We start from the raw sequence: 24,699 nt of genomic DNA on the forward strand, positions 1-24,699 counted from the left end.
GAAGGCAATGGCTTCACAGGCAGCACTCAAGTTGGTGGGCAAGGACGACGGCGACAAGCAACGCGCCCTGGAGGCGGCGATCGCGCAGATCGATCGCGCCTTCGGCAAGGGTTCGGTGATGAAACTGGGCAAGGGCGGGGTCGCCGACGTGATCCCCTCGGTGTCCACCGGATCGCTGGGTCTGGACATGGCGCTCGGCATTGGCGGGTTGCCGCGCGGACGGGTGATCGAGGTGTTCGGTCCTGAATCGTCGGGCAAGACGACCCTGGCCCTGCATACGGTGGCCGAGGTTCAGAAGGCCGGCGGCGTCGCCGCCTTCGTCGATGCGGAACACGCGCTGGATCCGGGATACGCTCAGAAGCTGGGCGTCAATCTGGACGACCTGCTGGTGTCGCAACCGGACACCGGCGAACAGGCGCTGGAGATCGTCGACACCCTGGTGCGCTCCGGCGCCGTGGACATCGTGGTCATCGACTCCGTCGCGGCCCTGACACCGCGCGCCGAAATCGAAGGCGAGATGGGCGACAGCCTGCCGGGTCTTCAGGCGCGTCTGATGAGCCAGGCGCTGCGCAAGCTGACGGCCTCGATCTCCAAGTCGAACTGCATCGTCCTGTTCATCAACCAGATCCGTCACAAGATCGGCGTCATGTATGGCTCGCCCGAGACGACGACGGGCGGCAATGCGCTGAAGTTCTACGCCTCGGTGCGTCTGGACATCCGTCGCACCGGCGCGATCAAGAACCGCGATGAGGTGGTCGGCAATACCACCCGGGTCAAGGTGGTCAAGAACAAGGTCGCCCCGCCGTTCCGCGAGGTCATCTTCGATATCATGTATGGCGAGGGCATCTCCAAACTGGGCGAGGTCATCGATCTCGGCGTCAAGGCCGGGATCATCGAGAAGTCGGGCAGCTGGTTCAGCTATGACTCGACCCGGATCGGCCAGGGCCGCGAGAATGTGCGCGAATTCCTGAAACAGAACCCCGACATCGCCGCCTCGATCGAGAAGGCGGTGCGGGCCTCGACCAACAAGATCGCCGACGAACTGCTGGGCACGCCCGAGCCGGACGAAGGTCAGGATCTCGAAGGCTGACACCAAGACAAGAGGCTGGTCGGCCGGGCGGACCTTTTCGGGTTCGCTCCGGCGTCGGCCCGGTCTTTTCACCCTACTCCGTCGCCCCAGCGACCCGCCACCGACCCCGCGAAGGGCGGCGGAGCGACCCGCTCGACCTCGTGTCGAGCGGGTCTTTCTTTTGTGGCCTATCGCGCGTTCGCGCTACTTGAGGCCAGATTCAGATACCCGCTCATCCCGGCGAAAGCCGGGACCCAGTTCTGTCGCTCGGCAGTGCGTTGGCTTGAGTGATTGGGCCAGAGGACGAGCCGGATAGCCCAAAGCACTGGGTCCCGGCTTTCGCCGGGATGAGCGGAAGAAAGACAGGCCAAACGAAAACGGGCGACCCGAAGGCCGCCCGTTCCGTTACTCAACGCTGTCCGCAGCCAATCAGGCGGCGGCCTTCTCCGGGGCGAACTTGCCGTAGAAGGTCTCGTTCTTGGCGGCCATGTCGCGCAGCAACTGCGGCACCTTGAACCGGTCGCCGTAGGTCGCGGCCAAGCGGTCGGCGGTTTCCACGAACTTGGCCAGGCCGATGCCGTCGATCATGCTGATCGGGCCGCCGGTCCAGGGCGCGAAGCCCCAGCCCAGAATGGCGCCCAGGTCGGCTTCGCGGGGGTCGTCGATGACGCCCTCGGCCCAGCAGCGGGCGACCTCGACGGCCTGGCGGTACAGCAGGCGCGTCTTCAGGTCGTCGATCTGGGCGAAGGCGGTGGCCTCTTCGGGCTTGTCGATGCCCTTGGTGGTCGGCGCCAGGTCGGCGAGACCCGCCCACAGGGTCTTGGGCTTCTGGTCATAGTCGTAGAAGCCCTTGCCGTTCTTGCGGCCGAACCGTCCGCCCTCGACCATGGTGGCGACGATCTGCTCGCCCTCGTTGGCGACATACTTGTCGCCCAGGTCCGCCCGGGTCTGTTTGGCGATCTTGTAGGACAGGTCCAGAGCGACGTCGTCGTGCATCTCCAGCGGGCCGCGCGGCATGCCGGTCATGCGACCGACATTGTCGATCAGGGCCGGGCCGTAACCCTCCTCCAGCATCGCCATGCCTTCCATCAGGAAGGTGGAGAAGCAGCGCGAGGTGTAGAAGCCGCGGCTGTCGTTGACGACGATCGGGGTCTTCTTGATCTTCAGCACATAGTCCAGCGCCTTGGCGATGGCGGCCTGACCCGTCTTTTCGCCCAGGATGATCTCGACCAGCATCATCTTGTCGACGGGCGAGAAGAAGTGGATGCCAATGAAGTCCGCAGGACGGACCGAGGCCTCGGCCAGGCCGGTGATCGGCAGGGTCGAGGTGTTGGAGCCGAACACGGCGCCTTCAGCCAATTGCGCCTCGGCGCGTTTGGTCACGTCGGCCTTGATCTCGCGGCTTTCAAACACGGCCTCGACGACCAGGTCCGAACCATTGATCAGCTCATAGTCGGTCGTCGCGGTGACCGAACCCAGCAGGGCGTCATACTTCTCCTGCGTCAGCTGGCCGCGCGACAGGCGCTTCTTCAGCAGTTCCTCGACATGGGCCTTGCCCTTGTCGGCGGCTTCCTGGGTCTGGTCGATCAGGATGGTCTCGATGCCGGCGAGCGCCTGAACATAGGCGATGCCGGCGCCCATCATGCCGGCTCCGATGACCGTGACCTTCTTCGGGTCCGACTTCGGAATGCCCGCCGGACGCACGGCGCCCTTGTCCAGTTCCTGCTTGGACAGGAACAGCGAGCGGATCATGGCCTGGGCCTGCGGCGTCATCAGGGTCTTGATGAAGTAGCGGGTCTCGATGCGCAGGGCCGCGTCCATCGGCACCTGGGCGCCTTCGTAGACGGCCTTCATCAGGTTCACCACGGCCGGATAGTTGCCGTAGGACTGTTTGCGCAGCATGGCGTTGCCGACCATGAAGTTCTGGATGCCGGCCGGGTGATAGGGGCCGCCGCCGGGCAGTTTGAACGACCTGTCGTCCCACGGCTGAACGGCCTTGCCGCCGTTCTTGATCCAGGCCTTGGCGGCCTCGACCGCCTGGCCCTTCTCGACCACTTCATGGACGATGCCGGCCCCCTTGGCGTCGTTGGGGCGGAAGGACTTGCCCTCGCTCATGGCCATCATGGCGTTCTGCACACCGACCAGGCGCGTCAGGCGCTGGGTGCCGCCGCCGCCGGGGAAGAGGCCGACCTTGATCTCGGGCAGGCCCAGCTGAATCTTGTTGTCGTTCTCGACCACGCGATAGTGGGTCGCCAGTGTGAACTCCAGCCCGCCGCCCAGGGCCAGGCCGTTGATCGCGGCCGCGATCGGCTTGCCTGAGGTCTCCAGCGCGCGGAAGGCGCCGTTCAGCTTCCAGCCGGCGTCGAACGCCTTCTGCAGGTCTCCGCCGCCCGACAGCACGCCGCCGGCCATGTCGCCGAGGTCCGCGCCGGCGCAGAAGCCCGAGGCCTTGCCCGAGGTGATGACTGCGCCCTTGATGGCGTCGTCGGTCTTGATGCGTTCGACCAGCTCGGGGATTTCCTTCATCACCGAAGAGGTCAGGGTGTTCATCGAACGGCCCGGCACGTCGAAGGTGATCAGGGCGATGCCGTCAGCGTCGACGTCGATCTTGAAGTTTTCCATGGGTGTGATCCTCAGACGCGTTCGATGACGGTGGCGGTGCCCATGCCGCCGCCGATGCACAGGGTGACCAGAGCCGTCGACTTGTTCGAGCGTTCCAGCTCGTCCAGGGCGATGCCGGTGATCATGGCGCCGGTGGCGCCCAGGGGGTGGCCCATCGAGATGCCGCCGCCGTTCACGTTCATCTTGGCGTGGTCGATGTTCAGGGCCTGCATGTAGCGCAGGACGACGGCGGCGAAGGCTTCGTTCAGCTCCCACACGTCGATGTCGTCGGGCGTCATGCCCAGCTTGCCCAGCAGTTTGCGGGTCACATATTCCGGACCGGTCAGCATGATCGACGGTTCCGAGCCGATCGAGGCGCCTCCCAAGATCTTGGCGCGCGGCTTCAGGCCCAGAGCCTGGCCGGCTTCAAGCGAACCGATCAGCACGCCGGCCGAACCGTCGACGATGCCGGACGAGTTGCCGGGGGTGTGGACGTGGTTGACGCGCTCGACCTCGGGGTAGCGCTGGTTGATCACGCCGTCGAACGCCATCTCGCCCATCATGGCGAAGGAGGGGTTCAGGCCGCCCAGGGCCTGCATGTCCGTGTTCGGACGAATGGTCTCGTCATGGTCCAGGATGGCCAGGCCCAGCTGATCCTTGACCGCCAGAACCGAGTTCTTGAACCGGCCCTCGGCCCAGGCCTTGGCGGCGCGCTTGTGGCTCTCGACCGAATAGGCGTCCACGTCGTCGCGGCTGAAGCCGTATTTGGTGGCGATCATGTCCGCGGACACGCCCTGCGGCACGAAATAGGTCGGGAAGGCCGACGACGGATCGGTGGGCCATGCGCCCATGTCCGAACCCATGGGCACGCGGCTCATGACCTCGACGCCGCCGCCAACGGCGAAATCGGCCTCGCCGGACTTCACCTTGGCGGTGGCCATGTTCACGGCTTCCAGGCCCGAGGCGCAGAAGCGGTTGACCTGAACGCCCGCCGTATATTGCGACCAGCCGGCCGAAAGCACCGCCGTGCGGGCGATGTCGGCGCCGAGTTCGCCCACGGGGGTGACGCAGCCCAGGATGACGTCATCGACCTTGGACGTGTCCAGATCGTTGCGGTCGCGCAGAGCCTCCAGAACCTGGGTGGCCAGGCTGAGGCCGGTGATCTCGTGCAGCGAGCCGTCCTTCTTGCCCTTGCCGCGCGGCGTGCGGACGGCGTCGTAGATATAGGCGTCAGCCATGGGAGTGCGTCTCCATCTTTGGCCCCATGCTCACCGCGCGGCGGTTCGCGACATGAGGGGCAGGCGGTTCCAAGCGTGCTCGCCAAGAACCCTACGTTTACGTCAACGTCAAGTAATAAGCCGCGTGATGCTGCGCCATGGGTCTGGTGTTTTTCGACTCAAGATGAGTTTCGACGCCGCTGGCGAGCGGACCGGCTCGGCTGTCGGTCCGCTCAGACTAAATCAGCGCGGCGGAATACGCGTCGCGCCGCCGGTTATCTTGCAGGCGTATTCCGTCTGGGGCCGGCCAGTTTGTAGGCCGGTCGGCGTCAGGATGCCCTGGCTGCGGGTGCATTCAGCCTCCAGCGCGTCCATGTCCTTCTGATAGCTGCTGACGCCGCCCATCGTGCCGCAAGCCGCCAGCAAAGGCAGGCTGATCGCGGCGGAGAGAATGAGGATACGCATGGCTCGGTGCTCCCTGGAGCGTCGATCCGCTCCGCATTGCCCCCCGGCGGCCGCAGATTACTGCGTCGCCGCCAACCTGACCAGCTTGCCGTTCTCCTCGTCGGTGATGGCCCAGACCGCGCCGTCGGCGCCGACCGCCACGTCGCGGACGCGTTCGCCCAAGTCGGTCAGCAGTCGTTCCTCGCCGACCACGCGATCGTTCTGGATCACCAAACGGGCGATGTGCTTCTCCTTCAGGCCCGCGACCAGCAGGTTTCCGTCCCAGCCGGGGAACATGGCGCCCTGATAGAAGGTCGCGCCGCCCGGCGCGATGACCGGATCCCAGTAATAGACGGGCTGTTCCGTGCCCGGCGCCTGGGTCGCGCCCGTATTGATCTGACCGCCGGCGTATTCGACGCCGTAAGCAGCGTCGGGCCAGCCGTAGTTCAGGCCCGGCTTGTCGATATTGACCTCGTCGCCGCCGCGCGTGCCGTGTTCGATGGTCCAGATCGCGCCCGTGCCGGGCTGAACGGCGATGCCCTGGACGTTGCGGTGGCCCAGGCTCCAGATCTCGGGCAGGGCGCCGGCGCGGTCGACGAAGGGATTGTCCTGAGGAACCGTGCCGTCGGCGTTGATGCGGATGGTCTTGCCCATGTGCGAGCCCAGGTCCTGGGCCTGGGGCCGCATCGGTTTGTCGGAACGTTCGCCCAGGGTGATGAACAGCTTGCCGTCGGGCGCGAACGCCAGCGACGAGCCGAAATGCTTGTCGCCGTCATAGATGGGCAGGGCGCGGAAGATGACCTGGACGTTCTCTACCCGCGATCCGTCGTCCGACAGGCGCGCGCGGGCGACCGAGGTGGCGTTGCCGCCCTGACGTGGTTCCGAATAGCTCCAGTAGATCATCCGATCCTGGGCGAAGCCGGGCCCGACGATCACGTCCAGCAGGCCGCCCTGGCCCTGCGCGTCGACGGCAGGCAGGCCCGCGACCGGCTCGCTGATCTGGCCTTGGGCAGTGATGATGCGCAGGCGGCCAGGCTTTTCCGTCACCAGCCAGCGGCCGTCGGGCAGGGCGGCGAGGCCCCAGGGGTGAACCAGGCCCGAGGCGACCACCATGTGGCTCATCGCCTGTTCGGTCTTCACGCCCGGTGCGCGTGTCTGACCGGCGAAGGCCGGTTGCTGATCGGGGTTGTTGGCCGGGCGGGTCTCCAGCGGGGCGCCAACCTGGGGCGGGGCGTTCGCGCTTTCGCCGTTCGCGCCACAGGCGGCGGCGAGGACAAGCAGGGACGTCGAGGCGGCGGCGACGATCAGGCGCATGGAGGGGCTCCGAGGTGAATAGGCGTTGGTTCGGGAACGGCGACGTCAGCGTTACCGTTCCGGCCCTGCGGCGTCTTGTGCCCTATCGCCGCACGATCTGCACCGAGACGACTTGAACCGCGCGCCCGACGGCGATATAGGCACGCCTCTTTCGCGCTGGCCCTCTGCCTCGCGTTGGCCCGGGACTGGGTAGCTCAGATGGTTAGAGCGGTGGATTCATAACCCACAGGTCGGCGGTTCGATCCCGCCTCCAGTCACCACTTTCCATGGCGAGAATACTCGTCAGGGCTCAGAGCGGTCCAGGATTAATGCCGACGATCCCGCGGTCATACTGAACATTGTTGCGGCTCTGGATTTCTTCCAATTCCTTGCGCTTGGCCTGGACCAGCGCAGCGTATTGTTCCGGCGTGTAGCAAATGGTTTGCTCCAGCCTGCGTCCCGTCAAGGCCCGCCGTTCGCAGACGCGACGTGCACGGGTCGGCGCTGGCTGCTCCGCCGCGCCGGCCTGGGGCGAAGGCGGCGTCGTGACAGGTGGTGTTTGAGCGGACGCTTGAAACGCTAGCGCGGCTGCTAAAATGATAGGTGTTGAGAACATGTCTTTCTCCCTGATCCGCCAAGCTCTCATGTCTTCGCTCGCCTGGCAAATCCACGGACCATCGACAGGGACTTATGGTTGCGGCGTCATTATCTTTACGACGGCTTAGCCGTTTGCGCTTGGGACATCGGGGCGCCGCGCCTCTGCCGCGCGCTTGTGACCGGGGTTGCGCTTGTGGGGGCGATCCGCTGCAACCTGAGCCGTCACATTGCGTTCCCGGTCGAGACCTTAACCTTGACCGGAGATCCGCCATGACGATCCGAACCAAAGCCTCGATGGCGGCCGTCGCCGCAATGACCCTGGGCGCCGCCGCCTGCACCCAGGCTGAGCAGGAAAAGACCGAAGCCCATGCCGAGGCCGCCGCCGACAAGACGGCGGACGTGGCGTCGCAGGCCGGTGAAGTGATCGAGGGCGGCGCGATGAAGGCGGCTCAGGCCGTCGAAACCGGCGCCGGGCATGTCGCGAACAAGCTGGAAGGCGAGCAGGCGGAGGCTGCGGCTGAAGGCAAGCCGGGCGCGATCAATCCCGCAACGGACGAGCGCGTCCCGGCCAAGAACTAGGCTCGGATCAGGCGGGAGGCGGTGCGCCGCCTTCCGCCAGCACCGCGTCGATCAGGGCGCGGGCCTGGACGCTGGACCAGTCCGCCTCGCCAGCCATTGTGGCGCGGATGCGGCCCTGGCGATCCAGGATGATCGTCTGCGGCATGGCGCCCTTGCCGGGAAACTCGAACGGCAGCTGGAAGCGGATGTCGCTGTAGAAGGGCAGGGGGGCGTGGTCGTCGAGGAAGCGTCTGGCCTCGGCCGCCGCTTCGGGCGTGGCGTCCACATTTATCGGCAGGACCACCAGATCCTCGTTCGCCTCATAGGCCCTGGCCAAGGCCTGAAGCGTCGGCATCTCCGCCTTGCACGGCGCGCACCACATGGCCCACAGGTTCACGATCACCACCTTGCCCTGGAAGGCCGAGAAGCGGACGGCTGTGCCGGTCCGGTCACGGAAGGCGTATTCGGGGGCGGTCTTGGCCTCTGCCGGGGTCGAAAGCGCCGCCATGGGGCCGACGGCGAACCGCGCCAGGTCGCTTTTTGGCGTTGCGACGGCGGTTGCGGCCTGTTCGACTTGCGCCTTCTGGCGATGATTGGCGTATAGCGACATCGCCATGCCGCCGGCGCCGGCGATGGTGCTGACGACCACGACCGCGCCCACGACCGCCCAGATCGCCTTTCTAGAGCCGCTCATGACTGAATCCACCTCTTCCGACGCCAAGCCATCCGGCGGTTCGACTGCGCCGGTGAAGCCCGCGGGTCAAGACATGTGGGGCGGACGCTTTTCGTCGCGCCCTGCCGAAATTATGCAGGCGATCAACGTCTCCATCGGCGTGGACCAGCGCCTGTGGCGTCAGGATCTGGCGGGGTCGCGGGCCCACTGTCGGATGCTGGCCAAGCAGGGGATCATCCAGCAGGCGGATGCCGAGGCCATCCTGGGCGGGCTGGACGCCATCGAATCCGAGATCGAGGATGGGACCTTCCCCTTCCGCGATCAGTTCGAGGACATCCACATGAATGTGGAGGCGCGCCTCAACGAACTGATCGGCGAGCCGTCGGGCCGCCTGCACACGGCGCGCAGTCGCAACGACCAGGTCGCCGTAGACTTCCGTCTGTGGGTGCGCGACGCCTGTGATCGCTCGGTGGCGCAGTTGAAGGCGTTGCAGGCCGCGCTGCTGGCGCGCGCTGAACAGCATGCCGGCGACCTGATGCCCGGCTTCACTCATCTGCAGACCGCCCAGCCTGTGACCCTGGGCCATCACCTGATGGCCTATGTCGAGATGTTCGGCCGTGATGCGGGGCGGTTCGCCGACGCGCGCGCCCGGATGAACGAAAGTCCGCTGGGCGCCGCGGCGCTCGCCGGCTCGCCCTTCCCCATCGACCGCCAGATGACGGCTGCGGAGTTGGGCTTCGACCGGCCGATGGCGAACTCACTGGATGCGGTGTCGGACCGGGACTTTGCTTTGGAGAGCCTGGCCGCCGCCTCGATCACGGCGGGGCATCTGTCGCGGTTGGCCGAAGAGATCGTGATCTGGATGACGCCGATGTTCGGCTTCGCTTCCCTGCCCGACGACCTCACGACCGGGTCGTCGATCATGCCGCAGAAGCGCAATCCGGACGCCGCCGAACTGGTGCGGGCCAAGACCGGCCGGATCATGGGCTCGCTGGTCGCCCTGTCCACCGTGATGAAGGGTCTGCCGCTGGCCTATTCCAAGGACATGCAGGAGGACAAGCCGCCGGTGTTCGAGGCCTTCGACGCCCTCGACCTGGCCCTGGTCGCCATGACGGCGATGGTGGCGGCGCTGCAACCCAATACCGAGCGTATGGCCCAGGCGGCGGGCGCGGGCTTCTCGACCGCGACGGACTTGGCCGACTGGCTGGTGCGCGAGCTGAACCTGCCGTTCCGCAAGGCGCACCATGTGACGGGCGCTGCGGTGAAACAGGCGGAAGGCCTGGGCGTGGATCTGTCGCAACTGCCGCTGGAAGAAATGCAGAAACTGGAGCCGGGCATCACCGAAGCGGTTTACAAGGTGCTGACCGCCCAGGCTTCTTGCGAAAGCCGTCAAAGCTATGGGGGAACCGCGCCGGAACAGGTCCGTGCGCGTATCGCCGACTGGAGAGCCCGCCTGTGAAAAAGACCCTGATCCTCGCGGGCGCGCTCGCCCTTCTGACTTCGGCCTGCGGTCGCATGGCCGATCTGGAATCGCCGGTGCGCCAGACCGAACGCGCGCCGCGCGACAGCCGTGCCCCGCATTTGCCCGAGCCGGCGACGATCAACCGCCCGTCCAGCAGCGTGCCGATCGATGGCGGCCCGTCCAACCCCATCGGCGCCGGCGCCGCCCAGAACGACCCGCGGTAACCGTTGCACCATTTCGACCTGAAGGACGGCGCCCTGTATGCCGAGGGCGTGCCGCTGGAGCTGATCGCGGACGAGGTCGGCACGCCGGCCTATGTCTATTCGACCGCGACGCTGAAGCGGCATTACGGCCTGCTGCGCGCCGCCGCCGACGCGCATCGCGACGCCCTGGGCGAGGCCCTGATCGCCTTTGCGGTCAAGGCCAACTCCAACCTGTCGGTGCTGGCGACCTTGGCGAAACTGGGGTCGGGGGCCGACACCGTGTCCGAAGGTGAAATCCGCCGGGCGCTGGCGGCCGGCGTGCCCTCCGACCGGATCATCTTTTCCGGCGTGGGCAAGACCGACGTGGAAATGGCCTTCGCCATCAGCGTCGGCGTGCGCCAGATCAATGTCGAATCCGGCGCAGAGCTGGACCGGTTGATCGCCATCGCCGCCATGATGGACACGGCCCCGGCCATCGCCGTGCGGGTCAATCCGAACGTCGGCGCCGGCGGCCATGCCAAGATCACGACGGGCGGCAAAAGCGACAAGTTCGGCGTGCCGGTCGAGGAGGCGATGGCGCTTTATCAGCGCGCCTCGGCCTCGCCCCACGTCACGCCAGTGGGGCTGGCCTGTCATATCGGCAGCCAGATCACCGACCTGGCGCCACTGGAGGCCGCCTTCAAGGTGCTGGCCCAGATGACGCGGGACCTGCGGGCCCAGGGTCATGCCGTGACGCGGCTGGACCTGGGCGGCGGGCTGGGCGTGCCCTATTCGGGTGGGACCGAACCGCCGTCGCCGGCCGAGTATGTCGCCATGGCGGCGCGAGTTTTGAACGGCCTGGATGTCGAGGCGGCGTTCGAGCCGGGGCGGTTGCTGGCCGCCAACGCCGGGGTGCTGCTGAGCCAGGTGATCCAGGTCAACGAACGCTCGGACGGGCGGCGTTTCCTGGTGCTGGATGCGGCGATGAACGACCTGATGCGACCGGCGCTGTACGACGCCTTCCACGACATCCAGCCGGTCAATCCGCGCGTGGGCGAGCGCCTGCCGCACGATGTGGTCGGGCCGGTGTGCGAGACGGGTGACACTTTCGCGCGTGATCGTGATTTGCCTCCGCTGGAGGCTGAGGACCTGATCGTCTTCACCGGGGCGGGCGCCTATGGCGCGGTGATGTCGAGCGAATACAACAGCCGACCCCTGGTCCCCGAGGTTCTGGTGGACGGCGATCAGTGGGCCGTGATCCGGCCGCGCCCGACCTATGAGGAAATGCTGGATCGCGAGCCGTTCGCCGACTGGCTTTAGGCGAGAATTGTTCTCGACCGTTATAAAGTAACACGCTATAGGGCCGCTCATGTCCCCCGGTCCCGAACAGTCCGTCATGCTTTCCCTGCTGGGCGGCGGCTTCGTCGCGGCCTTTCTGCATGCGGCCCTGCCGACCCACTGGCTGCCGTTTACGCTGGTCGGGCGGGCGCAAGGCTGGCGACCGTCGCGGATCCTGATGGCGGTGACGGCGGCCGGCCTGGCCCATATCGCCACGACGGCGGTGGTCGGCGGCCTGATCGTGGCCGCGGGCCTGGCGCTGGATCAGTGGATTGGAGGCGTGCTGCCTCATCTGGCGGCGGTGCTGCTGTTCCTGTTCGGCGCCTTCTATCTGGCCCGCGCGACCCTGAAGCGGCCCGCGATGGCAGGCGGCCCCGCTGTCGAGACGCCCGAGCCGGCGGTGTCGGACAAGGCCGCCTTCGTGGGTCTTGTCGTGATGATGGCGGTTTCGCCGGGCGAGGTTCTGTTGCCCATCTATCTGTCCTCGGCCTCGGCGGGCATCGGCGCGCTGGCGATGCTGACGGTGGTGTTTGCGGTCGGCACGGTCGCCGGCATGGCGACGTTCACGGCCCTGGCCAGCGCCGGCGCCTCGATCCTGCGACTGGAACGGTGGGCGAGATACGAGGGGGCGGTGCTGGGTGTGGCCCTGATCGTTCTGGGCCTCGTCGTCGCCATGCATCAGCACTGAGGCGACATTACATGATAACATTCAATGCGTTATCATGTATCAGCTTGGCTGTTCCGCCAAAGGGCGTATAGGCGAACCATGAACGCCGCACACGACCACGACCACGATCATGCCGACCATGGTCACGGAGATGGTCACTCCCACAGCCATCACGGACACAACCACGGGCATGGTGGCCACGGCCACGGCCCTGTGGACACCGGCGACTGGCGCTATGCCGTCGGCCTGGTGGTCAATCTGCTTTTCGTGGCGTGCGAGTTCGGCGCGGGTCTGATCGCGGATTCCACGGCGCTGCTGGCCGACGCAGGACATAATCTGTCGGACGTGCTGGGCCTGGCGATGGCGGGCGGCGCGGCCTGGCTGGCGCGGCGCGGGGCGCATGGGGCGGCGGGCGGTCGGCGGACCTATGGATTCGGCAAGGCGACGGTTCTGGCGGCCCTGGGCAATGCGCTGCTGCTGATCTTCGCCTGCGGGGCCATCGCCTTCGAGGCCGTGCGGCGCTTCAACGAGCCGGCGCCGGTCGGGTCGGGCGTCATCATGGCGGTGGCGGGCATCGGCTTCGTCATCAACCTGGGCACGGCGCTCCTGTTCATGAAGTCGCAGCACGACCTGAATGCACGCGGCGCCTATCTGCACATGATGGCCGACGCCGGGGTGTCGTTGGGCGTGGTGCTGGCGGGCGGGCTGATCATGATGACCGGCTGGTCGGTGGTCGATCCGCTGGTCAGCCTGGCGATCGTGGTCGTGATCCTGTGGTCGACCTGGGGGCTGCTGAAGGATTCGGTCAACCTGGCCATGGACGGCGCCCCGACAGGGGTGGACGTGCCGGCGCTGGAAAAGGCGCTGGTCAGCCTGCCGGGCGTGCGGGCGGTGCATGATCTGCACGTCTGGGGCCTGTCCACGACCGAGACGGCCCTGACGGCGCACCTGGTGCACGACCGCGAGGATGCCGCGGCCCTGATCGGTGAGGCGCAGGCCGTGGCGAAACATTACGCTATCGGCCACACGACCTTGCAGCTGGAGAACGAGCCGCTGCCCGATTGTCCGGGCTGCTAACCTTCTAAGCCTGGGCGAACGTCAGGGGCGCGCCCCAGAACTGGGACACCATCTCCGACTGCGGACCAGCCTGGCCGGTGGTCAGGAAGTCGCGACGGCCGCTGTCGCCCAGGTCGTATTCGGGATGCGCCTTGAAATACCGTTCCAGCGCGTCGGCGACCGCCTTGGGCTGTTCGATCAGCGCCGTTCCCGCCGGCAGGGCCTGGGCGAACAGTTCGGCGACGATCTCGTAGTGGGTGCAGCCCAGGATGGCTTTGTCGGGATGGCGGCCGATGCGGCGACGCAGGGCGTCGACGTGGTCGTCGATCACCACCTTCAGCTCCTCGCGCGGGGCGCCCAGCTCGATCAGGCCGGCCAGGCCGGGGCAGGGTTCGGAGAAGACGGCGATGTCCTCGCGCCGCTTGTCGATCTCGATCTCATAGACCCGGCTGATGGCGGTGGCGGCGGTGCAGAAGACGCCGGTGATGTCGATGGAGGCGACCTTTTCGCCCTCCTGCGGGCGCTCGGCCTCGAAGCTCCAGGGCTTGCCGGTCGCGGCCTCGATGGTCGGCACGATGATGCCCAGGATGTTGACCGGGCGGCCCAAACGCTCCCGCAGACCCGGCAGCCAGGTCTGTTGCAGGCGACGCAGTGCTATGGCGCTGGCGGTGTTGCAGGCCAGGACGACCACGGAGGCGCCGGCGTCGAACAAGCGCTCGCAGCCCGCCTTGGTCAGTTCGACGATGTCCTCGCCGCCCCGCCCGCCATAGGGGGCGTGGGCCTGGTCGGCCAGATAGACGAAGTCCCGTTGCGGAAACCGCCGGGTCAGTTCGCGGTGAACGGTAAGGCCGCCCACGCCGGAGTCGAAAACGCCAATAGCCATGGGCGCGCTTTAGAGCAGTGCGACGACGTATCCAACCGGCTTGGCGACAAGATTATGTCTGCATCAGGTGACGGGGCCGGTCAGTGCGCCTAAGTGTGTGGGCAATCATGATCTTCTTTCGGAGCATTCCATGCATAGACGCCAGCTTCTCATCGCGGGCGGCAGCCTGATGGCCCTGTCGGCCTGCGCCTCGACCGGCGCCGCCTCGGGCGGGTCCGCCGCCGCGCCGTCCGCCGCCAGCCTGGCCGAGGAAGCGCGCATCGCCCGCGCCGTCATGCCGACCCAGACGCCGCGCGCCGAGCTGCTGCAGGTCTGGACCGGCTCCTATGACGGGGTGCCGCCGTTCGACAAGGTGACGCCGGCCAAGCTGCGCGAAGCCATGCTGGAAGGCATCGAGCTGCAACGCGCCGACATCGCCGCCATCGCGAACAATCCCGAGGCCCCGACCTTCGCCAACACCATGGCGGCGCTGGAACTGGCGGGCGAGCCGCTGGACCGGGCGTCCAACATCTATTCGGTGATGACCTCCAACATCGGCGGCGAAGCCTATGACGCCGTCGATACCGAACTGTCGCCGATCCTCTCGGCCGCCTCGGACGAGATCACCTTCAACGAGAAGCTGTTCCAGCGGGTCAAGACCGTCGCCGACACCGCCGACGCGGCGGGCCTGAGCGCCCAGCAGAAGCGCCTGGCCGAGCGTCGTCGCGACGCCTTCATCCGTTCCGGCGCCAATCTGGATGCGGCCGGCAAGGCCGAGCTGGGCCGGATCAACACCGCCCTGTCCAACGCCTTCACCCGCTTCGGCCAGAAAGTCGTCGCCGATGAGAACGCCTGGACCCTGATTCCGAACGAAGCCGGTCTGGCGGGCCTGCCGGCCTCCAACAAGGCCGCCGCTGCGGGCGCGGCGCGCAGCCGCAACCTGCAGGGCTGGGCCATCCTGAACACCCGTTCGGCGGTCGATCCCTTCCTGACCTTCGCCGACGACCGGGCCCTGCGCGAGCAGGTCTGGAAGAAGTTCGTCAACCGCGGCGACAACGGCGACGCCAACGACACCAACGCGACCATCGCCGAGATCGTCAAGCTGCGCGACCAGCGCGCCAAGCTGCTGGGCTATCGCAACCATGCCGAACTGCGCATGCAGGACACCATGGCCAAGACCCCGGCTGCGGCTCAGGCCCTGATGGACCGCGTATGGGCGCCAGCCAAGGCCCGCGTCGCCGAAGAGGTCGCCGACATGAAGGCGATCGCCGGTTTCGACATCGAGCCGTGGGACTACCTCTACTTCGCCGAGAAGGTCCGCAAGGCCAAGTACGACCTGGATCAGAACGAGCTGAAGCCCTACTTCGAACTCAGCGCCGTTCGCGCCGGCTCGTTCGCCATGGCTGAGCGTCTGTATGGCTTCACCTTCAAGAAGCTGCCCAAGGGCACGGTCCCGACCTTCGAGCCGGACGTCGAGGTCTATGAGGTCCACGACAAGACCAGGGGCCGTCAGATCGGCCTCTACTACACCGACGACTACGCCCGTCCGGGCAAGCGTTCGGGCGCCTGGATGACCACCTATCGGTCGTTCTCGACGCTGGACGGCTCCAAGATCATCCTGGGTTCTAACAACAACAACTTCACCAAGCCTGAGCCGGGCGAGCCGGTGCTGATCTCGCTGGACGACGCCGAGACCCTGTTCCACGAGTTCGGCCACACCCTGCACTACTTCTCTTCGAACGTGACCTATCCGTCGTACGGCAACACGCCGCGCGATTTCGTGGAATATCCGTCGCAGGTCCATGAGCACTGGGTGCTGAGCCGCCCGATCCTGGACGGCTATCTGAAACACTATCAGACGGGTGCGGCCATGCCGCAGGCGCTGGTCGACAAGATCGAGGCCGCCGCCACCTTCAACCAGGGCTATGCGACGGTGAGCTATCTGTCTTCGGCCATCGTCGACATGGACCTGCACACGCAAGCCACGCCGCCGACCGACATCGACGCGTTCGAAAAGGCCAGCCTGGCGCGGATCGGCATGCCCAAGGAGATCGTGATGCGGCACCGCCTGCCGCAGTTCAATCACCTGTTCACGTCGGACGGCTATTCGGCGGGCTACTACAGCTACCTGTGGTCCGAGACGATGGACGCCGACACCTGGGCGTACTTCGAGGAGTCGGGTGACGTGTTCAATCCGGACATCGCCGGCCGCTTCAAGTCGATCATGCTGGCGCCCGGCAACACCACGGACCGTGCGGAAGCCTATCGCGCCTTCCGCGGTCGTGACCCGGACGTGGCGGCCCTGCTGAAGGTCCGGGGCTTCCCGGTATCTTGATCTTGGGCCTATCGCCCTTCGGGCTACTTGAGGCCCGAAAAGCGGCTTCGGCTTTGTGAAATGGGACGCCGTCGGATCATCCATCCGGCGGCGTCCTGCGTTTCAGGCCTCGAAGGCGACGCGACCGCGCGCGTATTCGGTTCGGGCGCGGTCGGGCAGGAGGGACATGGCTTCGTCTCGCACCTTGTCCATGCAGCTCAGCCGTTCGACGGGCAGGCGGCCGGTGCAGAGATTTCGCGCGACGCGCTGGATGCGGGCGTCGAACGTCGTCGCGCCGGCGCGGCTCGACAGGTCGAGGTCGCCGTAAGGGATGCGGGCTTCGATCGGGGCGGCGTAGGCGGCGCCGGCGGCGAGGAAGGCGGCGGTCGTCAGAGAGGCGATTCTGAGCATGATCCTGGTTCCATTTTTCCGCCCCTTGTCGTCCGAGGCAGGGAACGGTGACGCTGGATCGGATCGAAACGGCGAAGCTTCTGAGGCGGAAAGGCGGCGCTTTCATAAATCGACGTCATGACATTTCGGTCAGGATCGACGCCGCGATGAGCGCGCGGACGCGTCAGGCGCTTCAACTGGGGCCGTTCAGCCCCTAAGTCAGGGGCGGGCATCGGCCTGCTGGAGATTTCATGACCGTCGTCGCCTCCTACGTCTACCGCGACGGTCAGCGCGTGCGCGAGGCGCCTCTGACGCCCGAGGGTCTGGCGATTGAGCCGGGCGAGTTCGTCTGGGTCGGGCTCTACGACCCGACGGACGCCGAGATCGATGTCCTGGTGAAGCGGTTCAAGTTGCATCCTCTGGCGGTCGAGGACGCCCTGGTCGCGCACCAGATGCCCAAGGTCGAGGTCTATGGTCGCGAACTATTCGTGGTGGCGCGAACAGCCATGAAGATCGACGACCGCATCGCCTATGGCGAGACCCACGTCTTTGTCGGGGATGACCATGTGGTCAGCATCCGCCACGGTTCGGCGCGGTCGCACAATCTGTTGCGGGCGCAGCTGGAGGCGTCGCCGCTACAGCTCAAGAAGGGGCCGGATTTCGTCCTGCACGGCATTCTGGACTTCATCGTCGACGCCTATTCCCCCATCGTCGACGACGCTGAGGACAGCGTTCTGGAGATGGAGCAGCGGACGCTGGACGCCTTCCTGTCGCGGGTCGAGATCCGGCGGCTGTTCACCCTGCGGCGCGAACTGTTGAAGTTCCGGCGCATCCTGGGGCCGATGGAGGAGGTGGCGGGGCGTCTGCAGTCGCTGGATATGCCCTGTATCGACCCCGACGTGCGGCCCTATTTCCGCGATGTCAGCGACCATGTGCGGCGGGTGAACAGCCGGCTGGGCGGGCTGAACGACATCCTGTCGTCGGTGTTCGAAGTCGCCAATCTGCTGGAGCAGCAACGCCAGGGCCTGATCACCAGGAAACTGGCCGCCTGGGCCGCCATCCTGGCCGTGCCCACGGCCATCGCCGGCATCTATGGCATGAACTTCGAGCACATGCCCGAGCTACGCTGGGAATATGGATACTATGCGGCTCTGGGCGTCATCGCGGCGATCTGCGCGGCCCTGTACGTGACGTTCAAGCGTACGAAATGGCTGTAGGCGGCGAGATGCGCTGGCGCCCCTCGCCGTTACGCTTCAGCTGAGAACGAACAGATCGACGACCTGGGCGACCTGACGGTCGGCGCGCGGCGAACGCGCATAGTCGGTCTGACGCGCGCGCGGCAGTTCGCGCAGGGCTTCCTCGCGGATGAAGGTGAGGCAGCGACGTTGATCGACGGCCAGACGGCCGGTGCGACGCATGTCGCGGCACAGGCGAACGCCGGCCTCATCGACGCGGGTGTCGAAGGCCGCGGCGCCGGCGGCCGTGGACAGGTCCAGGTCGCCATAACGGATGTGGGCGTCCTGGGCCGTGGCGGGGGCGACGACGGCGGCGGACAGAACGGCGGCGGCGAAGAGGACGGGGGAGAGAACCTTCATCACTTAGCTCCTGAGGCGAAAAATTATCGCTCGAAGTGGCGACGAGGGCGCAATAGTCTTGTCCTGCGACGGGATGATGAGGGTTCAGCCGCCGATCCGCGACAATGGGATTAAATCGTCGTTACGGTCGCAGCGCCGTCACCCGCTGTTTCTCAATCCCGCCGCCACGCCGTTGATGGCCAGAAGGATGCCTTCGCGGACGCGGGGGTCGTCGTCGCCGGCGCGGCGGCGCCGGATTAGCTCGATCTGGACGTGGTTCAGCGGCTCGACATAGGGCATGCGCAGGCGGATCAGCCGGTCCAGCTCGGGCTGGCCGCCCAGCAGCTTGTCGTGGCCCGTGATGGCCAGGATGGCGTCGTGGGTGCGCTGCCACTCCTCGCGGATCTCGCCATAGATGCGGGCCGCCAGAGAGGCGTCGGGGACCAGGGTGGCGTAGCGGCGGGCGATGGTCATGTCGGACTTGGCCATGACCATTTCCATGTTCTGGACCAGGGTCTTGAAGAAGGGCCAAGCCTCGGCCATCGCCTTCAGCTCGCCCATGTCCTGACCCTGCACGGCCGAACCGAAGCCGAACCAGCCGGGCAGCATGACCCGGCTCTGCGACCAACTGAACACCCAGGGAATGGCGCGCAGATCCTCGATCCGCGTCGAGGCGGTGCGCGACGACGGGCGCGAGCCGATCTTCAGGTCGGCGATCTCGGCGATCGGGGTGGCGGCGCGGTAGTAGTCGACGAAGCCGTCGGTCTCATAGACCAACTGGCGATAGGCGGCCATCGAGCGGGCCGACAGGTCCGACAGGGTGGCGCCATGCTCGGCGGTGAAGGCGTGATCCGTCCCCTTGCCCAGCGAGGCCAGCATGGCGCCGCAGGTCAGGGCGTCGAGATTGCGCAGCGCGATCTCGGGCTCGCCATATTTGTTGGCGATGACCTCGCCCTGTTCGGTGGTGCGGATGCGGCCCTGGACCGTGCCTTCCGGCTGGGCCAGCACACCGGCGAAGGACGAGCCCCCGCCGCGCCCGACCGTGCCGCCGCGACCATGGAACAACTGGAGTTTCAGACCGTGCGCCTGCGTGACCTCGACCAGGGCGCGCGAGGCTTCGTGCAGTTCCCAGCCTGAGGTCAGATAGGAGCCGTCCTTGTTCGAATCTGAATAGCCGATCATCACCTCCTGCACCCCGCGCGCCTGGGCGACGGCGAGGGCGGACGGTTCCTGAAGCAATCGCTCAAGGGTCGGACGGGCGGCGCGCAAATCCTCGATGGTCTCGAACAAGGGGGCGGCCTGGATGGGACAGGCGGCGGGGTCTTCGGGCCGATAGAGGCCGACCTCCTTGAGCAGCAGATAGACCTCCAGCAGGTCCGAGGCCGCGTCGGTCTTGGACACGATATGGGTGCGGATGGCTTGGGGTCCGAAGGCGGCGAGCGAGGTCGCAGCCGCCTGAAGGATGGCGCGCTCCTTCAGCGTTTCGGGCTCATAGTCGGCATAGGGGCTGAACAGCAGCCGCGACGAGGCCAATTCCTTCGCCAGGATTTTCAGACGCCCTTCCTCGTCCAGCGCCAGATAGTCGGACTGAACGCCGGCGACCTTGAGCAGGTCCGCGACGACGCGTTCGTGGACGTCGGCGTTCTGGCGCATGTCCAAGGTCGCCATGTGGAAGCCGAAGACCTCGACCGCCGTGATCAGGTCGCTGAGCCGGTCGTCGGCGAAGACGCCGCCATGGTGCGAGACTAGGCTGTCGTGCAGGGTCTTCAGATCGGCCTCGAAGGCGTCGGGACCGGGATAGGGCTGGGCCTCGACGGCGGGACGGCGCGGCGCGGGGGCGTCACCCAACTTCTGGTGCGTGGCGGCGAGACGGGCATAGACGCCGGTCAGGGCGCGGCGATAGGGCTCGTCGGCGCGGTGGGGCGAGGGGTCGTGGGCGGCGTCGGCCAGGGCCTGAAGTTCAGGCGACACCTGGGCCAGTTCGGCGGCGAGACTGAGCTCGGCGCCCAGGGCGTGGACCTCCTCCAGATAGAAGGTCAATACGGCCCGCGCCTGGGTGCGGAAGGCGGCGGTCATGACGGTGGCGTCCACGTTCGGATTGCCGTCGCGGTCGCCGCCGACCCAAGTGCCGACCCGCATGAAGGGCTTCAAGTCCGGCGCGTCCAGCAGACGCCGCCAGGCCGACAGCTGCTTGGGCGCGACGTGCAGGAAGATGCGGTCGAGAAAGGAGACGACGGTGTCGATCTCGTCCTGCACCACCAGGCCCTGGGTGCGGACCAGGCGCGTGGCCCACAGGATGACGATCTGGCGACGCAGCGGCTCGGATACGGCGTCGAGCGTGCAGGCATCGCCGGCCTTGTCGCAGGCGTCGAGCAGGTCGGTGATGGCGGCGATCCGGTCGATGACGCTCTTTCGGCGCACTTCCGACGGGTGGGCGGTCAGGACAGGCGAGATCAGCGACTGGTCCAGCAGGGCGCGCACGGCCTCGCGGTCCACGCCCTGATCGGCCAACCGCTTCAGCGCGCCTTCGGGGGTGTCGGGCCGGGCGCCGGCCTCGGCCTGGCTTTGGGCCCGCCTGCGGGTCGAGCGGTCCTCGGCGATGTTGGCCAACAGGGAGAACAGGGCGAAACCGTGCGCCAGCCCGGCCGCCTGATCCACCGACATGGCGGTCAGCAGCTTCTCCAGCCGCTTGGCGGGATGCGAGGCCGGGTCGCGGTGATAGGCGATGGAGGCCTGGCGCACCGCCTCAACGTGGTCGAACAGGGCCTGTCCGCCCTCGTCGCGGATGATGTCGCCCAGAAGACCGCCCAGCAGTCGGACTTCGTCGCGCAGGGCGTCGTCGGCGGCGGGGCTGATCATGTGGAATATCCTTGGTCGGCACGGGGAGATCGGCATCTGGAAGTGCGAATGCGCCCGCGTCAACGCACGATCCGTGACAGCCGCGCGCAGAGATCCCCGCAGCGTTCATGGTGAACCCGCCGTTAGGGTTTCTTAACCGGCGCGGGGCGATGATGTCGGCGTAGGATTCCAGATCGGTTCCGCCCGTGCCCATGTTCGCCAAACGCCAATCCGCCCTCGCCGCCGCCGCCGGAGCCGCTCCGCGCGCAAAGGACGGCCCGAGCCTGACACCCGTCATCAATGCGCTGAAGAAGCCGCCGGTCGTGGCGGGCCTGGCCGGACTGTTCCTGCTGAGCACAAGCGCCCTGTTCCTGACGGTGCTGGGCGATCCCAAGGCCGGCACGCCCTCGGCCCATGTCGCGCTGGAGCGTGAGGCCCCTGCGGCGCAAGCCCCGGCCGTTGCGCCGACCGGGTTCGAGGCCTTCTCCATGGGAGCGATGGGGCTTTATCAGAATTTCGCGGGCGGCGGCGACCCGGCGGCGGGTGGCGATGCGGTCATCACCCTGCCGGATGGCGGCAGCGTGTCGGGCCAGGGCGCGCCCATCAGCGCTCCGGTCCATGCCGCCTCGCCCCTGGCCAAGGCCCCGATCGCGGGCCTGTCGCAGCCCGGCTCTAATGGCCCCCTGCCGATGATCGCGCCCGACGGCCGCGTCCCGGCCCAGGCCTATGCCCGACCCTTCCGTCCGAACGGCAAGCCGCGCGTGTCGCTGATCGTCGGCGGCCTGGGCCTGAATGCAGTGACGACCCGCGCGGCCATCGAACGCCTGCCGCCGGAAGTGACGCTCAGCTTCGTGCCCTATGCGGACAACCTGCAATCCTGGATCGACCAGGCGCGGGCGCAGGGCCACGAGGTCATGCTGGAAATGCCGATGGAGCCGACCGGCTATCCCGACAACGATCCCGGCCCCTATACGCTGCTGGCCGACGGCGGCGCGGACGATGTCGGCGCCAAGATGGATTGGCTGCTGGGTCGGGCCACCGGCTATTTCGGCGTGACCAACTATCTGGGCGACCGGTTCTCAAGCTCGGACACCGGCATGAACGCCTTCCTGGGGATCCTGCGTCAGCGCGGCGTCGCCTTCTTGGACGACGGTTCCTTCCAGCGGCGACCGGGCGCCTGGGCGCGGGCCAGCGCGGACCGCGTCATCGACCGGACCCAGTCGCCGGCCGCCATCATCGCCGCCCTGAACGGGCTGGAAGCCCAAGCCAAGCTGCGCGGCTCGGCCCTGGGGACCGGCTTCAGCTATCCGGTGACGGTCGAGGCCGCCGCCCGCTGGACCGCCGGTCTGGAGCAGCGCGGCCTGCAACTGGCGCCCGCCTCGTCCATGTCGATGCGGCCGGGTCGCTAGTGTCCGATCTCGACGCCTATCGGCCCAATGTCGGGGTCGTGCTGTTCAATCGCGACGGCTTGGTCTGGTACGGACAGCGCCACGCCACGCCCGGCCCGCATAACTGGCAGTTCCCGCAAGGCGGCGTCGATGCGGGCGAGGATCTGGAAGCCGCCGCCCGGCGCGAACTGCGCGAGGAGACGGGCGTGACCTCGGTCGCGCTGCTGGCGCGGACGGACGACTGGATCCTGTACGACTTCCCGCCCGAGGCCATGAACAACGCCAAGGCCTGGCGCGGCTTCAAGGGTCAGAAGCAGCAGTGGTTCGCCTTCCGCTTTACCGGCGACGAGGCCGAGATCGATCTGGCGGCCGACGACGATGTCGAGTTCGACGCCTGGCGCTGGGGGCCGTTGTCGGACGCCTGCGACCTGATCGTGCCGTTCAAGCGCCCGGCCTATGAACAGGTCGTCGCCGCCTTTTCGCATCTGGCGACATAGAAAAAGGGCGGCGCGAACGCCGCCCTTTCCTAGTTCGCATTGAAACGGCTTATGCCGCTTCGGCCTTGTTTTCAGCCTTGCCTTCGATCAGGGGCTGGCCGGCGCCGATCTCGATGCGGCGGGGCTTCAGCGCCTCGGGCAGTTCGCGCTTCAGCGAAATCGATAGCAGGCCGTTGACCAGGTTCGCGTCGGTGACGACGACATAGTCGGCCAGCTGGAAGCGGCGCTCGAAATCGCGCTCGGCCAGGCCGCGATGTAGATAGGTCTTCTGTGTCGCCGCGTCGTCGTTAGCGGTCTTGCGGCCGGTGACGGTGAGAAGGTTTTCCTTCACCTCGATATTCAGCTCGTCGGGGCCGAAGCCGGCGACGGCGATCTCGATGCGATAGGCGTTCTCGCCCGTGGTCTCGATATTGTAGGGGGGATAGCCCGTGTCCTGGCCGGTCGTGCGCGAGGCGCTTTCCAGCAGATTGGCCAGACGGTCGAAGCCGACGGCCGAACGGTACAGCGGGGTGAAATCATAGGTACGCATCAGCATCCTCCTGAGGATCAGCAAGGTTGAGCCGCCCGGCGGTTTGGCCCGGACGGTAGGGATGCAGTCCGACGACCCGAAACCGGCGCCGTCAGTCTGGAGAACCCGAAATCGGCGCTCTCGGGAGAAGAGATGGTGACCTGCAAAACCGCGTCAAGGGCGCGGCGGTGATGATTTTGCTTGCGTCAAATTGGCCTGCGTCTCGCGATCGTCATTTGCTCGGGCGCCGCGCCTGCCTATGGAGAAGGACCTGAACCCGGAGCCCCTGATCATGCGCCATGCCGTCTTCGGCCTCGCCGCCGTCCTGCTGTCCGCCGCCCCTGTCGTCGCCCAGCAGTCGCCCCAGACCGAAGGCGCGTGGACGCCGCCGCGTTCGGCCCTGTCCAGCGCCCTGCCGACCTTCGCCGAGGACACGGCCTTGCAGGCCGCGGTCGCCGCCGAGACCCGGCCCGCCGCCGACCGCGCGCGCGACGTCTATCGCCACCCCTACGAATCCCTGACCTTCTGGGGCCTGACGCCGGGCATGACGGTGGTTGAGATTGAGCCGGGCGGCGCCAGCTGGTGGCGGCATATCCTGGAACCCTATGCGGCTGCGACCGGCGGTCGCTATGTGCCCGTCAACCGCCCGCTGGAAGATATGGGTGTGCCTGAGGGCAGCGCAGACTTCATCCTGGTGGCGCGCGCCTTCCACAACTGGTCGCGCAACGACCGGACCCAACCCTATCTCCAGGCCTTCTTCAAGGCGTTGAAGCCCGGCGGCGTTCTGGCCGTCGAACAGCACCGCAGCGCCGAGGGGCTTAACGTCGCCGACGTGGCCTCGACCGGCTATGTCCCCGAAAGCTACGTCATTCACGAGGCCCGCAACGCCGGCTTCGTGCTGGAGGCGCGCAGCGAGCTGAACGCCAATCCCAAGGACGATCACGACCATCCGTTCGGCGTGTGGACCCTGCCGCCCATCCGTCAGTCGGCGGCGCGCAACGATCCGTCGGGCCGCACCCTGACGCCCGAGGAACGCGCCGCCTTCGACGCCATCGGCGAGAGCGACCGGATGACACTGCGGTTCCGCAAACTCGAATAAGGGATGTTGCGTTTTGACCAGGCCTGCGAACCTGATTAAGCCCAAGGGGTCAGGGTGCGTCGGACGCGGGTC

Annotated in this window: 23 protein-coding genes and 1 tRNA gene; 13 read left to right on the forward strand and 11 right to left on the reverse strand. The window is 67.0% G+C overall.

Annotation, left to right across the window (positions count from 1 at the left end; translation table 11 throughout):
- Nucleotides 1-7: 7 nt before the first annotated feature.
- Nucleotides 8-1,090, forward strand: a complete 1,083-nt coding sequence (gene recA / locus CHRYSEO8AT_RS07105) for a recombinase RecA (RefSeq protein ID WP_159848330.1) — start codon at nt 8-10, stop codon at nt 1,088-1,090.
- Nucleotides 1,091-1,498: 408 nt separating this feature from the next.
- Here the strand turns inward: recA and CHRYSEO8AT_RS07110 are convergent, their stop codons facing one another.
- The 4 genes from CHRYSEO8AT_RS07110 to CHRYSEO8AT_RS07125 form a co-directional block, all read right to left on the reverse strand.
- Nucleotides 1,499-3,691: a 3-hydroxyacyl-CoA dehydrogenase NAD-binding domain-containing protein gene (locus CHRYSEO8AT_RS07110; protein WP_159848333.1), complete on the reverse strand. Its 2,193-nt coding sequence runs from the start codon at nt 3,689-3,691 to the stop codon at nt 1,499-1,501.
- Nucleotides 3,692-3,702: 11 nt separating this feature from the next.
- A complete protein-coding gene (locus tag CHRYSEO8AT_RS07115) occupies nt 3,703-4,908 on the reverse strand; it encodes an acetyl-CoA C-acetyltransferase (RefSeq protein ID WP_159848336.1) in 1,206 nt (401 codons plus the stop codon).
- Nucleotides 4,909-5,130: 222 nt separating this feature from the next.
- Entirely contained in the window at nt 5,131-5,352 is a 222-nt protein-coding gene (locus CHRYSEO8AT_RS07120; protein ID WP_159848339.1) for a hypothetical protein, read from the reverse strand.
- Nucleotides 5,353-5,409: 57 nt separating this feature from the next.
- The gene (locus CHRYSEO8AT_RS07125) at nt 5,410-6,645 is read right to left on the reverse strand and encodes a PQQ-dependent sugar dehydrogenase (RefSeq protein WP_159848342.1); all 1,236 of its coding nucleotides are present in this window, start codon (nt 6,643-6,645) and stop codon (nt 5,410-5,412) included.
- A 183-nt stretch (nt 6,646-6,828) separates the two neighbouring features.
- Between CHRYSEO8AT_RS07125 and CHRYSEO8AT_RS07130 the strand changes: the two genes are divergently transcribed.
- Nucleotides 6,829-6,905: transfer RNA gene (locus CHRYSEO8AT_RS07130), tRNA-Met, on the forward strand.
- 29 nt (nt 6,906-6,934) lie between these two features.
- Here the strand turns inward: CHRYSEO8AT_RS07130 and CHRYSEO8AT_RS07135 are convergent.
- Nucleotides 6,935-7,240, reverse strand: a complete 306-nt coding sequence (locus tag CHRYSEO8AT_RS07135) for a hypothetical protein (RefSeq protein WP_159848345.1) — start codon at nt 7,238-7,240, stop codon at nt 6,935-6,937.
- 251 nt (nt 7,241-7,491) lie between these two features.
- Here CHRYSEO8AT_RS07135 and CHRYSEO8AT_RS07140 point away from each other — a divergent pair, with 251 nt between their 5' ends.
- Nucleotides 7,492-7,800, forward strand: coding sequence for a hypothetical protein (locus CHRYSEO8AT_RS07140; RefSeq protein WP_159848347.1), 309 nt, complete (start codon nt 7,492-7,494; stop codon nt 7,798-7,800).
- A gap of 7 nt (nt 7,801-7,807) precedes the next feature.
- Here CHRYSEO8AT_RS07140 and CHRYSEO8AT_RS07145 read toward each other — a convergent pair whose 3' ends face one another.
- The gene (locus tag CHRYSEO8AT_RS07145) at nt 7,808-8,473 is read right to left on the reverse strand and encodes a TlpA disulfide reductase family protein (RefSeq protein WP_159848350.1); all 666 of its coding nucleotides are present in this window, start codon (nt 8,471-8,473) and stop codon (nt 7,808-7,810) included.
- On the opposite strand from CHRYSEO8AT_RS07145, the gene argH reads away from it, so the two are divergent.
- From argH to CHRYSEO8AT_RS07170, 5 genes are all read left to right on the forward strand, one after another.
- Entirely contained in the window at nt 8,472-9,911 is a 1,440-nt protein-coding gene (gene argH, locus CHRYSEO8AT_RS07150; protein WP_370514231.1) for an argininosuccinate lyase, read from the forward strand. The two genes, CHRYSEO8AT_RS07145 and argH, sit on opposite strands and share 2 nt — an antisense overlap.
- Complete coding sequence (locus CHRYSEO8AT_RS07155) at nt 9,908-10,138, forward strand: hypothetical protein (protein WP_159848353.1); 231 nt, start codon at nt 9,908-9,910, stop codon at nt 10,136-10,138. The genes argH and CHRYSEO8AT_RS07155 overlap by 4 nt, the downstream gene beginning before the upstream one ends.
- Before the next feature lie 3 nt (nt 10,139-10,141).
- A complete protein-coding gene (lysA, locus tag CHRYSEO8AT_RS07160; protein WP_159848356.1) occupies nt 10,142-11,416 on the forward strand; it encodes a diaminopimelate decarboxylase in 1,275 nt (424 codons plus the stop codon).
- A gap of 49 nt (nt 11,417-11,465) precedes the next feature.
- Nucleotides 11,466-12,122, forward strand: a complete 657-nt coding sequence (locus tag CHRYSEO8AT_RS07165; protein WP_159848359.1) for a hypothetical protein — start codon at nt 11,466-11,468, stop codon at nt 12,120-12,122.
- Between the two features lie 78 nt (nt 12,123-12,200).
- Nucleotides 12,201-13,178, forward strand: a complete 978-nt coding sequence (locus tag CHRYSEO8AT_RS07170; RefSeq protein WP_159848362.1) for a cation diffusion facilitator family transporter — start codon at nt 12,201-12,203, stop codon at nt 13,176-13,178.
- 4 nt (nt 13,179-13,182) lie between these two features.
- Here CHRYSEO8AT_RS07170 and CHRYSEO8AT_RS07175 read toward each other — a convergent pair whose 3' ends face one another.
- Nucleotides 13,183-14,040, reverse strand: coding sequence for a glutamate racemase (locus CHRYSEO8AT_RS07175; RefSeq protein WP_159848365.1), 858 nt, complete (start codon nt 14,038-14,040; stop codon nt 13,183-13,185).
- 130 nt (nt 14,041-14,170) lie between these two features.
- Between CHRYSEO8AT_RS07175 and CHRYSEO8AT_RS07180 the strand changes: the two genes are divergently transcribed.
- Complete coding sequence (locus CHRYSEO8AT_RS07180; RefSeq protein ID WP_159848368.1) at nt 14,171-16,354, forward strand: M3 family metallopeptidase; 2,184 nt, start codon at nt 14,171-14,173, stop codon at nt 16,352-16,354.
- 102 nt (nt 16,355-16,456) lie between these two features.
- On the opposite strand, the gene CHRYSEO8AT_RS07185 is transcribed toward CHRYSEO8AT_RS07180, so the two are convergent.
- Entirely contained in the window at nt 16,457-16,744 is a 288-nt protein-coding gene (locus CHRYSEO8AT_RS07185) for a UrcA family protein (protein WP_159848373.1), read from the reverse strand.
- A gap of 230 nt (nt 16,745-16,974) precedes the next feature.
- On the opposite strand from CHRYSEO8AT_RS07185, the gene CHRYSEO8AT_RS07190 reads away from it, so the two are divergent.
- Nucleotides 16,975-17,940 (forward strand): magnesium and cobalt transport protein CorA, encoded by a 966-nt coding sequence (locus CHRYSEO8AT_RS07190; RefSeq protein ID WP_159848376.1) that lies wholly within the window; start codon nt 16,975-16,977, stop codon nt 17,938-17,940.
- Nucleotides 17,941-17,976: 36 nt separating this feature from the next.
- Here CHRYSEO8AT_RS07190 and CHRYSEO8AT_RS07195 read toward each other — a convergent pair whose 3' ends face one another.
- Nucleotides 17,977-18,318, reverse strand: a complete 342-nt coding sequence (locus tag CHRYSEO8AT_RS07195) for a UrcA family protein (protein WP_159848379.1) — start codon at nt 18,316-18,318, stop codon at nt 17,977-17,979.
- A 138-nt stretch (nt 18,319-18,456) separates the two neighbouring features.
- Nucleotides 18,457-21,156, reverse strand: coding sequence for a phosphoenolpyruvate carboxylase (gene ppc / locus CHRYSEO8AT_RS07200; RefSeq protein WP_159848382.1), 2,700 nt, complete (start codon nt 21,154-21,156; stop codon nt 18,457-18,459).
- Between the two features lie 191 nt (nt 21,157-21,347).
- Between ppc and CHRYSEO8AT_RS07205 the strand changes: the two genes are divergently transcribed.
- Together CHRYSEO8AT_RS07205 and CHRYSEO8AT_RS07210 are read left to right on the forward strand one after the other, a co-directional pair.
- Complete coding sequence (locus tag CHRYSEO8AT_RS07205) at nt 21,348-22,544, forward strand: divergent polysaccharide deacetylase family protein (RefSeq protein ID WP_159851647.1); 1,197 nt, start codon at nt 21,348-21,350, stop codon at nt 22,542-22,544.
- Nucleotides 22,544-23,020: an RNA pyrophosphohydrolase gene (locus tag CHRYSEO8AT_RS07210; protein WP_159848385.1), complete on the forward strand. Its 477-nt coding sequence runs from the start codon at nt 22,544-22,546 to the stop codon at nt 23,018-23,020. The genes CHRYSEO8AT_RS07205 and CHRYSEO8AT_RS07210 overlap by 1 nt, the downstream gene beginning before the upstream one ends.
- 49 nt (nt 23,021-23,069) lie before the next feature.
- Here the strand turns inward: CHRYSEO8AT_RS07210 and CHRYSEO8AT_RS07215 are convergent, their stop codons facing one another.
- Nucleotides 23,070-23,549 carry an Hsp20 family protein gene (locus CHRYSEO8AT_RS07215; RefSeq protein WP_159848388.1) on the reverse strand — a complete coding sequence of 160 codons (480 nt, stop codon included), beginning with the start codon at nt 23,547-23,549 and terminating at the stop codon, nt 23,070-23,072.
- A 271-nt stretch (nt 23,550-23,820) separates the two neighbouring features.
- Here CHRYSEO8AT_RS07215 and CHRYSEO8AT_RS07220 point away from each other — a divergent pair, with 271 nt between their 5' ends.
- Nucleotides 23,821-24,627 carry a class I SAM-dependent methyltransferase gene (locus CHRYSEO8AT_RS07220; RefSeq protein WP_201304377.1) on the forward strand — a complete coding sequence of 269 codons (807 nt, stop codon included), beginning with the start codon at nt 23,821-23,823 and terminating at the stop codon, nt 24,625-24,627.
- Nucleotides 24,628-24,699: the final 72 nt, after the last annotated feature.

Origin of the sequence: Brevundimonas sp. G8 (genome assembly GCF_902506205.1) — a bacterium.
In the GTDB taxonomy this organism is placed as follows: Bacteria; Pseudomonadota; Alphaproteobacteria; order Caulobacterales; family Caulobacteraceae; genus Brevundimonas.